The following is a 14426-nucleotide window of genomic DNA, read 5'->3' as shown; positions in this document are numbered from 1 at the left end:
GTCGGGGCTTACGCCAGCCCCACGCACACCGCCATGATAATCGAGCCGAACAACAGCACGGCGCCCACCGTTTTGCGCCTGTTCAGTTCCGTCCACAGCAGCACGCCCGTGAGCGAAAGCAGAATGAGCGCCCCGGCGAAGCTGTCGATGAACAGCACCCAGCCCACGCTCATGCCCACGCCCTTGTGCAGGTTCGTGATCGTCGAAACGAGCGAGTTATCGTTGCGCTTGAGCGTGAGCTTGTCGTTGCCCACCCAGTACTCGACCATCACGCTCTCGCCCGGCGACGTGAACATCATCTGCCAATGCTCGGGCTGTACGACTTCACGATCGCCCCACGCCACCTCGTGTTCAGGCTCCTTCTGCACGCGGCCCATGCGTTCTGGCAGCTTCAGGTCCGGTTGCGAGCGCAACCACTTGACCATCTCGCGCGGCGTTTCGGGCGCCGGATCGGGCACCGCGAGCTGCACGGTCGAAACCTGCGGCGCGCCCGGCGAAATACGCAGCGGCTCGGTGCGATGGTTCAGCACGAAGCCCGTTGCACCGAACAGCAGGCCGAGCGCCGCGCCCCACAGACCCACCCAGCCGTGCACCTTGCGCAGCCACTTGATGAAGGTCGCGCGGCGCGAACGCTTCGCGCGCTCGTCGCGCTGTTCGGCGTCGAGACGTGTGCGCGACGTTGCCGGCGCATCGATCTCGGCGGTATCGGGAAAGCTCATGTTTCACTCCAAAGTCGCAAAAGATTGTGGTAGCAGCCCACGAGGCTGCGCCGCGCCTGGGCGTCGGCGTCGCTCGCGTTGAGGCGCTGGATAGCGGTGTCCATGTCGAAGAGCAGCGCGCGCTTCGTGTCGTCGCGCACGAGGCTTTGCACCCAGAAGAAGCTCGCCACGCGCGCGCCGCGCGTGACCGGCGTGACCTGGTGCAGGCTCGTGGCCGGATACACAATCAAGTCACCCGCCGGCAGCTTCACCTCCTGCACGCCATAGGTGTCTTCGATCACCAGCTCGCCGCCCTCGTATTCGTCGGGCGAGGAGAGAAATAGCGTGCACGAAACATCGGTGCGCAGCTTCACGCCGTTGGGCAGCACACGCACGGCGCCGTCCACGTGGCTGCCGAACGTCATGCCGCCTTCATAGCGGTTGAAGAGCGGCGGATACACCTGGTTGGGCAGCGCCGCGCTGATGAAGAGCGGATTGCGTTCGATGGCCGCGAGCACCATGTCGCCAAGCTCCCGTGCGATGGGCGTGTGCTCGGCGATCTGCACGTTGCGCTTCACGGGCGCGCCGGACCAGCCGGCCGTCGCGCGGCCGTCCACCCAGGCGTCGCCTGCATTGTCGAGCCGCGCGCGCAGCGCGTGCACCTGCTCGGGCGTCAGTACATCAGGGACGTGAACCAGCATCGTCAATTCCTTCGTTGTGCCGCATAAGCGGCAAAGCGGCCGCGTTCGTGCGCCTGCACACAGTTACGCAAAAAGCCCGCATTATGCGGGCTTCGCGTGACGGCACGCAAAAAACACGGCGCACGCGTAATGCGTCGGCGTCAGAACCGGTAGTCGGCCGTCGCGAGGAACGTGCGGCCAATGCCCGGCACCGAACGGCCGCCGTCCGACGGGATGAGGGCGTCATAGTAGAACTTGTTGGTCAGATTCAGCAGATTCAGCCGCACGTCCCACTTCTTTTCGTGGTACTCGGCCATCGCGTCCCAGCGCGTGTAGCCGCCCGTCTCCACATAGTTCGTGTTTGCCGCGTAGCGCGCCGACATGTAGGTCGGTCCGCCGCCGATTTCCCAATGCGGCGTGAACGCATACGTGGTCCACAGCGTGAAGGTATTGCGCGGCGTGTTGGCCGGCGTGTTGCCCTGGGTGCCGTCGAGCGCCTTGAGAATCACGCCGTCCATATACGTGTAGCCCGCGAACACCTGCCACTTGTTGGTGATGTGGCCCGTTGCGCCCGCCTGGAAACCGCGCACGCGAATATCGCCAGAAAGCGTGTATTCGCCCGTCGCGGTTTGCGTGCGCGCGTTGTCCATCTCCTGCTGGAAGAATGCTGAGGTAACCGAAAGATTTCCGCCCAGCAGGTCCCACTTCGCGCCCACTTCATACGACTTGGTGCTCTCGGGCGCGAGGTTCTGCGTGTTGTTCGTGACCGTGAGCGCTTCGAGCGACGGATCGAACGATGTGCCGTACGAGAAGTAATACGACTGCCAATCGGTCGGCTGATAAATCGCGCCGGCGCGAACGCTCGTGAACGTATTGGTCTGGTCTGCGTAGGCCGGCAAACTGATCGTGTTGGCAATATGCGCCTGGAAGCGATCCCAACGCACGCCGCCAATGATCTTCCAGTGTTCCCCGATCGACATCGTTTCGTTGAAGTACGCCGCGAGCGTGGTCGCGCCAGATTCCGCGTGATTGCCCACCGTGGTCGTGACATTCGATGGCGTCGAAATATAGACCGGATCGAGGAGCGAGAGAATCGGCAGGTTGTTGCGCGTGTAGGCCTGATTCGTATAGCTGTCGTGTCCCACCTCGATGCCCGCGAGCATCTCGTGCTTCAGGAAGCCCGTGGTGAACTTGTATTGCGCCATCGTATCGTTATAGATCGAGTGGTTCTCGATCACGCGGTCGTGGCTCGCAAGTTTGATGTACAGATCTTCGAGCGGCAGGTTCGTGAAATTGCCGTTCTTGAGCGCCGTGCTCGAAGAGAGCGGGCCCGTTAGCACCGCACCAGGCGCGGTCTCGCGCGCGTCGGTGAGCGAGTGCGAGAACTGCGTCTGGTTGGTGATCTTGAACTGGTCGTTGAAACGATGATCCACGCGCGCCTGAACGATCTGCACGTCCTGGATCGTGCGGTCGTCGGTGAGACCGTAGAACGTGCTCTTCGAAGGCGCGAACGGACGGCCGTTGATCGCCTGCACGCCGTAGTCCGGCATATCGTAGTTGTGCTGAATGAGCGCCGAGATCGTCACCTCGGTCGGCGTGCCGATGCCGAAGCGCAGTTCGGGCGCGAAGCCGTAGTCCTTGTTCTTCATCACGTCGCGCGTCGAGCCCATCGACTGACCGAACGCGTTGAGACGGAATGCAGCGTGATCGCCGATCGGACGGTTCACGTCGAGCGTCGCGCGATAGCGGTCGTCGGTGCCGATGGTGGTCGATACTTCGGTGAGCGGCTTGAGGTTCGCCTGCTTCGTGACCTGGTTGATCACGCCGCCCGTGGAGCCGCGGCCGAACAGCATCGACGACGGACCGTAGAGCACTTCGATCGATTCGAGGTCGAAGGTGTCGCGGTAGTACTGGTTGCGGTCGCGAAAGCCGTCGAGGTAAATGTCGTTTTGCGCCGTGAAACCGCGCAGGTTGATGTTGTTGCCGATCTGGCCGCCTTCCGCGCCGCCGATCGTGATGCCGGGCGCGTTGCGCAGCGCGTCCTGGAACGAGGTGGCGCCCTGCGACTGCATCACGGCCTTGTTGATCACCGTGACCGACTGCGGAATGTCACGCAGCGCCGTGGGCGTCTTCGCGCCAACGGTCGAGGTGTCGGCCTGGAAATCCTGAGCATCGCTTTTCCCCGACACAGAGATCGTGGGCAATGTGGCGTTGTTCGTGGCGCTTGCCGCCTGCGCGGTCTGGATCGTCTGATTGCTCTGCGCGGCGGCCGCCCCCGAAGCGGCAGTTGCAGCAGTTGCGACGACAGGCGCACTTTGCGCGAGTGCAGACGAAGCGAAAGGTACAGCAAAGGTCAGCGCGAGCGCACTCGCGAGCGGCGTCCGGTTCAACATGAGGTCCCTGTGCAAGGCATACGACCCGGCCGTGCGACGCGCGCAAACTGGCGCGGACGACGCGGGTGGATTGGCTGGCTGGGCCGCCCCGTAAGAACCGAGGGGAAACGACGCTAGGCTGGCTGGTGTTGTTGTTTGGCCGCGGAAGGCTCCGCGGTAATGAGAATCGATATCATTCCATATGTTTCATTCCCTTTCAATTGGTTTCGGTGTTTGTGCAACAGTTTGGTGGTGTGATCGGAAAGGCGCGTCATCGTTAAGGTAAATGTAATTTTCGCGATTCAAATCAAGCCGATGATCACTGGATTCATCTGATTAATTTTGCCTGGGGTGCGCCATTTAATTCGCATTTCGAATTAAATGGCGATGCCATGCACTACGCCGCTTGAGCGCATTCGCGCAATTGCTGCGCGAGTGCGCCAATCGCTTCGTCGAGCGTAGCGGTGCTGCGCCGAAGAATACCGATCGGCTCCACGCCCTGAGGGGCCGGCACGTCGATCTGCACGAGCACCCCAGCGTCGATGTCGCTCTGCGCGACCCGCTGCGGCACGATCCACACGGCGTCCGAACCTGCAACGATCAAGCGCGCCACAGAAGCCGATTGCGTTTCGATCGCGCCTTCCGGCAGAGCGAAACCATGCGTTTCGAAAAACGCCTCGGTGTGATGGCGCGGCGCGGTGCGCTCGCCCGCGATCACGAGCGGAAAGCCGAGCACGACACCGAGCGCGGGCGCACCGTTTTCGTTCGCAAGCGGATGCCCCGCACGCACGACGACGAGGAGCGACTCCGTGTAGAGATATTCGAACGACACGCCCTGCAACATCGCCGGCTCGGCCATTCGCCCCACCATCAGGTCGAGGTCGCCTGCCTTCACCGCACGCAGTAGCTCGGCATTCGAGTCGGTATGAACTTTCACGCCCACTTGCGGGCGCAACGCCTTGAAACGCAGGAGGGCTTTTGGCAGCAGCGCCGTTGCCACGGTTGGCAACGCGCCCAGGCGCACCGCTGGCGCTGCATGCGCGTCCTGCCGTGCGAGTGCGAGGGCCGATGCCTCGACGGCGCGCGTCGCGTCGAGCGCATAGCGCAGGAAGCGCTCGCCCTGCACTGTTAACGCCGCGCCGTTTCTGCCGCGTTCGACGAGACGCGCGCCCGCCCATTGCTCGAGTTCCACGAGCGTCTTCGAAACGGCTGGCTGGCTCAAATGCAAACGCGCCGCCGCGCGCGCGAGCGTGCGCTCCTGGGCAATCGCCACGAAACAGTTCAAATGCCGCAGGCGCAGCCTCGACGCGAGTTGCCGCTGAGCCTCGTCTGCCGCTTCGCGAGCGGCGTCTGCATCGATGTCGGCCTTCGCGCGCTGCGGGGATTCTTTATTTTCCATAATCTGAAGTTATGGAATTTTCGCGAATAAGTCAATTTACATAACCTCCCGTCAACCCTACATTGGCGCCATCGACATCAATCACCCGCAAACAAGGAGCAGGGAGACATGGCCACGATCGTTGGCGGCATCGCCGTTTCGCACACCCCGACCATCGGCTTCGCGCACGACGCGCACAAGGAGAAGGATCCGGCCTGGGCGCCGATCTTCGAGCGCTTCGAGCCAGTCAAGCGCTGGCTGCGCGAACGGCAGCCCGACGCCATCGTCTACGTCTACAACGACCACGTGACGTCGTTCTTCTTCGACCACTACTCGGCGTTCGCGCTCGGCATCGGCAACGAATACCAGGTCGCAGACGAAGGCGGCGGCGTGCGCGACCTGCCCGGCATTGGCGGACACGCGGCGCTCGCGCGGCATATCGGCACGAGCCTCATGAGCGACGAGTTCGACATGTCGTTCTTCCAGGACAAGCCGCTCGACCACGGTTTCTTCTCGCCGATGTCGGCGCTGCTCGAGCGCACGGAAACGGGCTGGCCGACGCGCGTGGTGCCGCTGCAGGTGGGCGTGCTGCAGTTCCCGATTCCCACCGCCCGCCGTTGCTTCAAACTCGGCCAGGCGCTGCGCCGCGCGATTGAGAGCTTCCCCGAGGACCTGCGCGTGGTGGTGATGGCTACCGGCGGCCTCTCGCACCAGGTGCACGGCGAACACGCCGGCTTCAACAACGTGGACTGGGACCACCGCTTCCTCGACGCCATCACGAACGACCCGGAAGCGCTCGCCGAAATGACGCACGCGGAGTACGCGCAACTGGGCGGGCTCGAAGGCGCCGAAGTCATCATGTGGCTGCTCATGCGCGGCGCGCTGAGCGGTAACGTGAAGAAAGTGCACAGCGGCTACTACCTACCCTCGATGACGGGCATCGGCACACTCGTGCTCGAAAACTCGGCGATGGCGCCAGCGGGTGAGGCGCAGGCGCGGCACCGCCAGCACATGGCGCGGCAACTGGCGGGGGCGGAAAAGCTTACGGGCACGTATCCGTTCGGGCTCGAATCAAGCGTGAAGGCGTACCGGCTGAACAAGTATCTGCACGCGATGATCGACGAGGGGCATCGGCGCGCGTTTCTTGCGAACCCGGAGCGCTCGTTTGCCGAGGCCGGCCTGACCGAAGAGGAAAAGGATCTCGTGCGCCGGCGCGACTGGCGCGGGCTGATTCACTATGGCGTGATCTTCTTCATGCTCGAAAAGCTTGGCGCAGTCGTTGGGACTTCGAACCTTCACATCTACGCGGCCATGCGTGGGGAGACGCTCGAAGATTTCCTCAAGACGCGCAATACGCGGGTACTCTACTCGGTGGCGGGCGATGCGCAGGCCGCCGAGGAATGGCAGGAAGGGGAAGCGGAGTCTGCGTAAGTTGGCGGCCGCTCGGGTGCGGCCGCCGCGCTAATACGCGAACCTGCAATCAATCAAGCGCCCGATCATTCGGATGCGCAAACAGCTCCCGATTCTCATTGGACAACGGATAGTTCAGGTTCATCCCCTTGGGCGGAACAGGCTGCGTAAACCACTTCGTGTACAGCCGTTGCGCTTCACCCGAAGTTTGCATGCGAGCGATCACGCGATCGGCCAACTTCTTGAAGACGGGGTCGTCTTTGCGCACCATGCAGCCATAAACCTCGGAGAGCGGTGGCGTGCCAGTGATCACGTAGTCCTGCGGGTTCGCCTCCTTGGCCCGCGCGCCGTACAACAGCGGCTCGTCCATGACGAATGCGACCGCACGTCCGGTCTTCACGTTGAGAAATGACTCCGCGTGGTCTTTAGCCGCGATGAGTTGCATGCCCATCTTCTTGTCGTTGTTCATCTCGCGCAGCAGCCTGTCCTCCGACGTTCCCGCCGTGGTCACAACGGTCTTGCCTGCGAGATCGGGAAAGTCCTTGATCCCGGAATCCTTCTTCGCAATCAGGCGCACGCCGTACTGAAAGAAGCTGTTCGTGAACGCAACCTGGTTGTCGCGATCCCTGGTGTGCGTGGTCGAACCGCACTCGATATCGATCGTGCCGTTCTGGACCAGCGTAATGCGGTTCTGCGAAGTGATCGGAATTTCCTTGACCGTGAGCTTGTCGAGCTTAAGTTCCTTTTTCACCTCGTCGACGATCTCCAGCGCGATATCCTGGGCGTAGCCGATCGTGCGCTGCTGGCTGTCGTAGTAGGAGAACGGCACCGACGATTCCCGTACGCCCAGGGAAATCACACCTGTATCGCGGATTTTTTTCAGGGTTGCGCTCGTGGCATCTTGCGCCTGAACCGGCGCGAGATACGTGCATCCCATGACGACTGCCGCGAGCGTTGCAACTTTTTTCATTAAGTCTCCTCCAGATGGTCGGGCGGCGCTTCGTGCGCCGCACTCGAGTATTCATGCCTCGAAGCGAGGTGGCAATTGAAATCGGTTGCGTCGATATAACTCAAGGTTAAGTCGCTACTGAAGGAGCGCCGTTCGAAGCGCCGCCAGCTCGTCATTCATGCAACTACGCAGCTGAGCGCTACTGGAACGCTCGGCGCGAAGCTGCGCGTCGAGCGCAAGCACGATCTTGCCGAGGGCGTCGATACTGTCGAGCAGCGGGTCGGGGTCATGCCTCGCTTCGTCGGTCTGAATGGATTCGGGTTGTGGTTTCGGGACGGAGTGCGGTTGAGGATTCGGCTCAACTGACGGCTCGGGCGTCACATCCAGCGCTGCGTTGTCCGCTTCGAAATCGAAAAGCGACTTGAAAAGCATGGGGAGTTTCATTGCGAGGACCAGCGGGCAAGGGGACCAGGGGCGGCTATCTTCGCATCGGCTCGAAATCGCTCATCCCGAAAACTGGTGCAGCGATCGAGGCCGGTCATGGCTCACTGAGCTAGTGCTAAAGAGTAGTGAATTGGCGCGCGCTGTTTCGGGCTTTACATAGATGCACGGCCGAGTTATCGATGGGTGACGCGTCAGGACAGGCAATTCAGCTCTCGTGATTTTCTTTGCGTCTTGTATCACACCAACTTTTCATAGGACACCAATGTCCACGTCTCCGCCCGCGTATGCAAGGGCCTGCCCAGCAGCGCATCCACGAACGGTATCCCTCTGCTCCCTAGAAAGGAAAGGTGGGGCATGACCTCGCCCTTGCGGATGTAGCAGGTTGCTTCCGGTGTGGCTAACGCAATATGGGGAATGGACCACATGCCGTCCTGCGGGCAAACCTCGCCCGTGCACGCTTCAGTACCCAGCGGCACGCGTTCAGCCTGCGCGCTTTTGGCTGGCGCGAGCGGCAGGCCCGTCGCGGGATCGAGGTTCTTCTCGCGGGCCAGTCTTGCGACGAGCGATTCGGCAGGCTTCGGCGGCGGCGTGGCGGCGTCTTGTTCCTTCTGCCACTGGAACGTGCCGTCCCACGGCGGCAGCTTCGCGGGAGGCAGCGGCACGATCTGGTCGATGTCCGGCACCTTGGGATTCAGGCCGTCGTTGGCACGCAAAAAAAGCAAGATGGTTCTGTATCGTTTGGACCGCTCCGCGTCTAGCGCCAAGCCTAAGTAGTAAAGTTCGTTTGAAGGCTTCGCAATAAAGCTATTCCATAGGCCAAACGCTGATTGAGTGCTTCCGTTCTTCACACCCAATTGGAATGCTCCAACTGCGCTTCGAAATTCCCCCTTATCCTTAAAGTCCATACCGAGGTCTACTGCGGCTGCCCCACTTCCCTGGCTGGCGGCGCACTGGCGCATCTGCATTGCAATCTCCGGTGCCCTGTCTGCTGGTGCAAGCAACTCAGCAACATAGGCTTGGGCTTCGGGACTACCAAGGTCCGCCGCCTTGCGTATAAAAACCAGCGCCTTCTTCCCGTCCTTGACCACACCATAGCCAAGTTCGAGGTAGTGGCCCATGTCGTAATAACCACCAGGAACACCAGCCGTGATCAACTGCTCGGCAAGGTCGATGGTTTCACGAGGCGCATCGGGGGAGGAAGCCAGGCCCGTGGACACCAGCAGTTGCAGATTGTTGTTGGCCTTGTAGTGACCGTGCGCGGCGGCGATCCGGTAATAGCGGGCAGCGGTATTGAAGTCCTTTGGACCGGGCTTCTTTTCGACGAACAATCCGTACTGGAAAAGCACATCGGCCTGCGGGTCGAGCATCGGCAAGTGATCCGCTTCGTGGGTGCAGGTAAATGCGAGCCTCGAGTGTGCAGCATTCATGTCGGCCTGGGTTGGCACACCATTCTCCTTGTTTGAGCACGCGCAGAGCAGCCCTGCCAGCACCAGCGTAATAATCAGTGTTCTCACGCTTCAGTCCATGCGCATCCGTTTCGTCGTCATGCTGTTGAAACGAATCAGCGATGCGTAGGGTGATTTTTCCTTGTTGGTTTGACGCGTCCTGTTCTCATTCAAAATATATGACCACGCGTCATAGGCATCAGCCGGATCATCCTGCGCTCCCTGTCCGTTCGTGTGAATATCCCAAAGCTGCCTGCGCAACGGCTGCGTCACGTCCATCCGCTCGTGACAGATGTTCAGTTCGCTGTCCACTTCCATGCTGCGCCGGTTGACGTTGGCCGAACCGTGCGTGAGGAACACATCGTCAATCACCATGATCTTGCTGTGCACGTAGACCGGCATCCACTTGCTACCGGGCGGCGAGTCCTTTGCGACCAGCGTGCAGACAAGCGTTTTCAGGCCAGGCGTCTCGGGGGCTGGGATATCCTCATCCTTCATGTCGCGCAGTTTGGCCTTCTGCTGGTTCACCGAATCGATATCCATGAGCGCGTCATGAGTCTGCGTGCCAGGCTTGGCCTGCAATATGGCATTTATGGCAGCGTTGTTCTGTGCGGAAAGCGCATCCTGCTGTTCCTGCCTATAGACGTTCGGCATCTGCTGCGCCCGCCCGAGACTGTTGAGCATGTCGTAGGTCGTCCCCTGTCCCTTGTCTAGCGCGTCGTCGTCGGAATTCGTCACCACAAACAGATAGACCGGCTTCGCCAGATCACGCCCCCACGAAATCTGCGCCTTGACGGCGTCCTTGATCTTTTCGGCAAGCTGGGGCCAGCGGAAATATTGGTTCTCGATATAGATGAACTTCGTCGCGTTATTGACCGCCTGGAGGTAAAGGGACTCGATATTGCGCACACCTTCCTGTGACTGCGTGCGGTTGATCTGCGCCATCACGGGCGTGCCGAATTCCTTGCGCGGCTTCAGTTGTTGCTCCAGCCCCTTGCGCTTCGAGAGCAGATCTTCCTTCGCATCCCGCTTCCAGGCCCGGCAGAAGTTCACGTTCAGATGTTCGAGGATCGGCCCCGTCACGATGGCCGACATGTCCTGCCGTGGCGTCGCGCCGTTGCGCCCCCGGTTCGGCGCGTACTTGACGCAGCTGTGCGCGTCATCGTCCCAGTAGGCGTCGAGCGTGTTGTGCCCCATCACGAAACCGACCGCCACTTCCGGCTTTTCGTAGTCGATCAGCACCATCTTCTGGTGATGCGAAGGCTCAGTCGTGTAGGCAACGTTGGCTGCCGACCAGCTCGGGCCGGAACCGAGCCGACGTATCAGAGTTTCGCGATCCTTGATTTCGTTACGATCCTGCCAGGAAAAATCGCGCGTGACCAGTTCGATACCAATATCTCTCAGCGGTGTTGTATCAAACGAAGGACCGCGGTTCGGTGGAAGCGTCCCCTGCGCACGAAGCTGCGCGTCCATCTGCTCAAGCTCGGCCTTGATTCGCTGGGCGCGCGCTATTCGAGCCGGGTCTGTGACGCTGCTTGCTGGTTGGCGGGCACGCCAGTACCAGTTCCAGTCATACGCCCGCTGGTCTTTGTCCTCGTTCTGCGACACCAGCCTGGTCAGGTCGTACATCGGCATCGACGGTTCATTGAATTGAGCCACCATTAGCGTGTCGAGCCAGCACAGGATGCGGACCTTGCGGCCTTCCCTGGCCTTCTTGATGAGCAGATCGCCAATGCGAAGCGACTGGCCATCGCGGATGAAGTACATCGACGGCTGGAAACCCCAGCAGATGTAATCGATGGTCGTGGTCGCCTTGTCAATCGCATCGTAGAGTGCGCCAAATGTCTTCAGTCCGTTGACCAGCGGCGCATATGTGGCCGTGCGGGGCGGATACTCGGATGGCCCCTCCGGCGCAAAATCGACAAACCAGGGCAGGCAGATGTCAGCACCCTGCCTCTCATCAAGCGCAATGGGAACGACGATGTTCGACGGATTAGCCATGCTTATTCTCCTGATTCCTGGGCGGATTCATCGTCCAACCAACCCCTGTAGTCCTGACGATGTGTAGCCCGGTCAGCGATGGGCGAAATATCTGAGTCCTTGACGTTCTCGTGAAACTGAAAACCGCAGTTATTGAAACTGGCGGACTCGTGTTGTACGCATCCGCCCATTTCAACTTCCGGAAAAGGGAAAATAGGGGACTTCTGGCGTGGCGCAGCCATACCAAAATTCCCCAATTTGATTCACGGCAAAGATGTCACGAAATCATCGACTCAGCATCGGCAAGCAACTCGTTTCAATTCGCATATCGAAATAATGCGGTAAGACCGGGATATTCCGCGGCCGCCCGGTTCACCAGCTCGGTGATCCGTACAACGGATGTGGTCGCGCAGGCTTTTGGCGCATTCGCGTTGCCCCGAGATCGGAATGAGCCGTGCTGCTGCCTCGACCAGCCATACGCAGCCGTACCGCACGGAAAAGGAAATGAAAATTGCATGGCATCCGCGCCGGCCCAGAAGGCAAGCCCCCACCCGAGTCCCCTGGCAACCCAAACGTTCCGCGCGCCATGACTTGTCCACAAATTTTGTTGGCAGCCCTGTGCGTAACCCTTGGAAGACCGCATCAAGTCCTTGATGCGTTTCGGTTAACTCGCGGCGTTCCCGATCGCGGCAACGCAGCCTCAAACGGCCTCGAAACCCACCCGAGTTCTCCACAGATTTTGTTGGCAGCCCTGTGCACAACTTCTGGACAGCGAAGCTAAGCCCTTGATCACAAACGTCAATGCCTCACACGACAGAGAAGTTGCACGTTTTGAAGGCACTGGACTTGTCCACAGTTAACGGGGAAAAGTCTGTGCATATACCCCCCAACATCCGTGCCAATCCATTGATAGCACAACGGATTTTCTCGCTGCGCGCCTATCGCCTCGCGCGCCCCTAAAGCGCGCATATCCCTAAAGTTTGTAAGGGAAATGCCGTTATGCCTCGCTGTGTTGTTGGGTCTCAAGCGGCCCCATCGAAGGAATCTCATGCGCAACAATCAACCCGTCACGCAACAGGAATTCGACTATCCCGCTTCGCAGATGCTCGTCTCGGCCACTGACCTCAAGGGCCGCATTCAGTACTGCAATCCTGCGTTCGTCGCGGTGTCCGGCTTTACGAAAGAAGAACTGATCGGCAACGCGCATAACATCATTCGGCATCCCGACATGCCGGCTGAAGCGTTCGCTGACCTATGGGAGACCGTCCGTGAAGGTCGCCCCTGGACCGCGATCGTGAAGAACCGCCGCAAGTCCGGCGACCACTACTGGGTGCGCGCGAACGTCACGCCCGTCTCCGAGCAAGGCTCGGTGGTCGGCTATCTGAGCGTGCGCATAAAGCCCACGCGCGAGGAAGTCCGCACGGCTGAAGCCTTCTACGCGCAAATGCGCGAGGGCCGTCTGCAAGGCGTGCGGCTGCGCCACGGCTCCGTGGTGCGCACGGGCCTCGTGGGCGCGCTGCAGTCGCTGCTGCGTGTGCCTATCGCCACGCGCATCGCGTTCGGCTATGGCGCCGTGCCGGCCGTGTTCGCCGCAGCCGGCTTAGCCGCCTGGCAAGGTCTGCCGCCGCTGCCCTTCTGGGGCGCGTTCGGCACGGCCTGCGTTTGCGCGCTCGGCGCCTGGCGACTCACCACGCGCCACCTCGGCGCGCCGCTCGCACAAATGACCACGGCCTCCACGCGCATGGCCGCGGGCGACCTCACGGCCACGCTCGCGGTCGCCACGAACGACGATCTCGGCGACGTGCTCCAGGCGCTCAACCAGTTGCAGGCCAATCTCACCGCGATCGTGTTCGACGTGCGCTCGCAGATCGACGGCATGCTCGACGCCGCGCACGAGATCTCAAGCGGCAATCTCGATCTCTCGCGCCGCACTGAAATGCAGGCCGCCTCCCTCGAAGAAACCGCGGCTACGATGGATCAACTCACGACCACCGTGCAGGCCAACGCCGAAGCGAGCGCCCGCGCACTCGATCTTGCGCGCGACGCGCAGTCCGCCGCCGCCGAGGGCGGCTCGATCGCGGCGCAGATGGAACGCACGATGACGGGTATCACCGACGCGTCGCGCCGCATCAGCGACATCACTGGCGTGATCGACGGCATCGCTTTCCAGACCAATATCCTCGCGCTCAACGCCGCCGTCGAAGCCGCGCGCGCGGGCGAGGCGGGCCGTTCGTTCGCCGTGGTGGCGGGCGAGGTGCGCATGCTCGCGCAGCGCTGCGCGGCGTCGGCGAGAGAGATCAAGCAGGTCGTGGACGCCAGCGTGAACGAGATCGCCGAGGGCACGCGACTCGTCGGCAACACGACTGCGCAGATGCGCTCGATCGACGAAGCCGTGAGCCGCGTCTCGTCGATCATCACCGAGGTCGCGAACGCGAGCGGCGAGCAGGCCGAGGGCATCCGGCAGGTCAATCAGGCGGTGGCGCACCTGGACAGCGCCACACAGCAGAACGCCGCGCTCGTCGAGCAGGCCGCCGCCACGGCGCAGCGGCTCGCCGAACAGGCCGACGTGCTCGACGAAGCCGTGCGCCTGTTCACCGTGGCGGGCGCTGAGGCGTCAAAGCGCTCGAAGCCCGCTCGCCCCCCGGCGCGCCGCGAGAGCGTCAATATTGCCGAAGCGGTCGAGGACATCGCGGCATGACGGCCGGCGCGCACGCTGCGCCGCAAGCGCACCCGATCCACTTCGCCTTATTGGTCTGAGAGATCGGCGTTAGTCCCATCTCGACAGTGCGGAGCCCGGGCTGCACCATGCAAACCGTCAGCAGGCCGTACCACGGTTTGCTGATCCGAGTAACAACGGCGTTTCAACGGCTCACCCGGCCTGCCCGGATGAGCCGTTTTTTCTGCTGCATACGCCTCTCGCCTGGCATCGCTTTGCTTCGCAACCATGACAGCGGCGCAACGCGCAACGCATTTCGCATAGCCCGTTGCAGGGCGCGCAAAAACGGGCGGCGTCGCGGCGAGTCGCGTTAAACTGGCTGGCCAGGGTCGCGGCACAGCGATCTCGCTGTGT

Annotated in this window: 10 protein-coding genes; 2 read left to right on the top strand and 8 right to left on the bottom strand. The window is 61.5% G+C overall.

Features of this window, described 5'->3' with window-relative positions; genetic code table 11:
• Positions 1-8: 8 nt before the first annotated feature.
• The 4 genes from JMY28_RS30240 to JMY28_RS30225 form a co-directional block, all read right to left on the bottom strand.
• Positions 9-719, bottom strand: a complete 711-nt coding sequence (locus JMY28_RS30240; RefSeq protein WP_201699585.1) for a PepSY-associated TM helix domain-containing protein — start codon at positions 717-719, stop codon at positions 9-11.
• Positions 716-1399: a Fe2+-dependent dioxygenase gene (locus tag JMY28_RS30235; RefSeq protein WP_201699584.1), complete on the bottom strand. Its 684-nt coding sequence runs from the start codon at positions 1397-1399 to the stop codon at positions 716-718. Before JMY28_RS30235 ends, JMY28_RS30240 begins: the two co-directional genes overlap by 4 nt.
• Positions 1400-1539: 140 nt before the next feature.
• Complete coding sequence (locus JMY28_RS30230) at positions 1540-3771, bottom strand: TonB-dependent receptor (protein WP_201699583.1); 2232 nt, start codon at positions 3769-3771, stop codon at positions 1540-1542.
• 376 nt (positions 3772-4147) lie between these two features.
• Positions 4148-5149, bottom strand: coding sequence for a LysR substrate-binding domain-containing protein (locus tag JMY28_RS30225; protein ID WP_201699582.1), 1002 nt, complete (start codon positions 5147-5149; stop codon positions 4148-4150).
• Positions 5150-5257: 108 nt separating this feature from the next.
• Here JMY28_RS30225 and JMY28_RS30220 point away from each other — a divergent pair, with 108 nt between their 5' ends.
• Entirely contained in the window at positions 5258-6559 is a 1302-nt protein-coding gene (locus tag JMY28_RS30220) for a gallate dioxygenase (RefSeq protein WP_201699581.1), read from the top strand.
• A gap of 49 nt (positions 6560-6608) precedes the next feature.
• On the opposite strand, the gene JMY28_RS30215 is transcribed toward JMY28_RS30220, so the two are convergent.
• From JMY28_RS30215 to JMY28_RS30200, 4 genes are all read right to left on the bottom strand, one after another.
• On the bottom strand, positions 6609-7508 hold the full coding sequence (locus JMY28_RS30215) for a glutamate/aspartate ABC transporter substrate-binding protein (RefSeq protein ID WP_201699580.1): 900 nt from the start codon (positions 7506-7508) through the stop codon (positions 6609-6611).
• A 114-nt stretch (positions 7509-7622) separates the two neighbouring features.
• Positions 7623-7931: a hypothetical protein gene (locus JMY28_RS30210; protein ID WP_201699579.1), complete on the bottom strand. Its 309-nt coding sequence runs from the start codon at positions 7929-7931 to the stop codon at positions 7623-7625.
• A gap of 236 nt (positions 7932-8167) precedes the next feature.
• Entirely contained in the window at positions 8168-9445 is a 1278-nt protein-coding gene (locus tag JMY28_RS30205; RefSeq protein ID WP_236597112.1) for an SEL1-like repeat protein, read from the bottom strand.
• A gap of 3 nt (positions 9446-9448) precedes the next feature.
• Positions 9449-11377 carry a phospholipase D-like domain-containing protein gene (locus JMY28_RS30200; protein WP_201699578.1) on the bottom strand — a complete coding sequence of 643 codons (1929 nt, stop codon included), beginning with the start codon at positions 11375-11377 and terminating at the stop codon, positions 9449-9451.
• A gap of 1027 nt (positions 11378-12404) precedes the next feature.
• Between JMY28_RS30200 and JMY28_RS30195 the strand changes: the two genes are divergently transcribed.
• Positions 12405-14054: a methyl-accepting chemotaxis protein gene (locus JMY28_RS30195; protein WP_201699577.1), complete on the top strand. Its 1650-nt coding sequence runs from the start codon at positions 12405-12407 to the stop codon at positions 14052-14054.
• The last annotated feature ends 372 nt before the right edge of the window (positions 14055-14426 follow it).

The organism is Paraburkholderia hiiakae (assembly GCF_904848665.1).
Classification (GTDB): Bacteria; Pseudomonadota; Gammaproteobacteria; order Burkholderiales; family Burkholderiaceae; genus Paraburkholderia; species Paraburkholderia hiiakae.
This window is presented reverse-complemented; position numbering and strand designations above follow the sequence as displayed.

Coding starts and splice junctions, on each gene's coding strand:
- JMY28_RS30240 (WP_201699585.1), bottom strand. CDS start 719: ATGAGCTTTCCCGATACCGCCGAGATCGATGCGCCGGCAACGTCGCGC.
- JMY28_RS30225 (WP_201699582.1), bottom strand. CDS start 5,149: ATGGAAAATAAAGAATCCCCGCAGCGCGCGAAGGCCGACATCGATGCA.
- JMY28_RS30230 (WP_201699583.1), bottom strand. CDS start 3,771: ATGTTGAACCGGACGCCGCTCGCGAGTGCGCTCGCGCTGACCTTTGCT.
- JMY28_RS30220 (WP_201699581.1), top strand. CDS start 5,258: ATGGCCACGATCGTTGGCGGCATCGCCGTTTCGCACACCCCGACCATC.
- JMY28_RS30215 (WP_201699580.1), bottom strand. CDS start 7,508: ATGAAAAAAGTTGCAACGCTCGCGGCAGTCGTCATGGGATGCACGTAT.
- JMY28_RS30235 (WP_201699584.1), bottom strand. CDS start 1,399: ATGCTGGTTCACGTCCCTGATGTACTGACGCCCGAGCAGGTGCACGCG.
- JMY28_RS30200 (WP_201699578.1), bottom strand. CDS start 11,377: ATGGCTAATCCGTCGAACATCGTCGTTCCCATTGCGCTTGATGAGAGG.
- JMY28_RS30210 (WP_201699579.1), bottom strand. CDS start 7,931: ATGAAACTCCCCATGCTTTTCAAGTCGCTTTTCGATTTCGAAGCGGAC.
- JMY28_RS30195 (WP_201699577.1), top strand. CDS start 12,405: ATGCGCAACAATCAACCCGTCACGCAACAGGAATTCGACTATCCCGCT.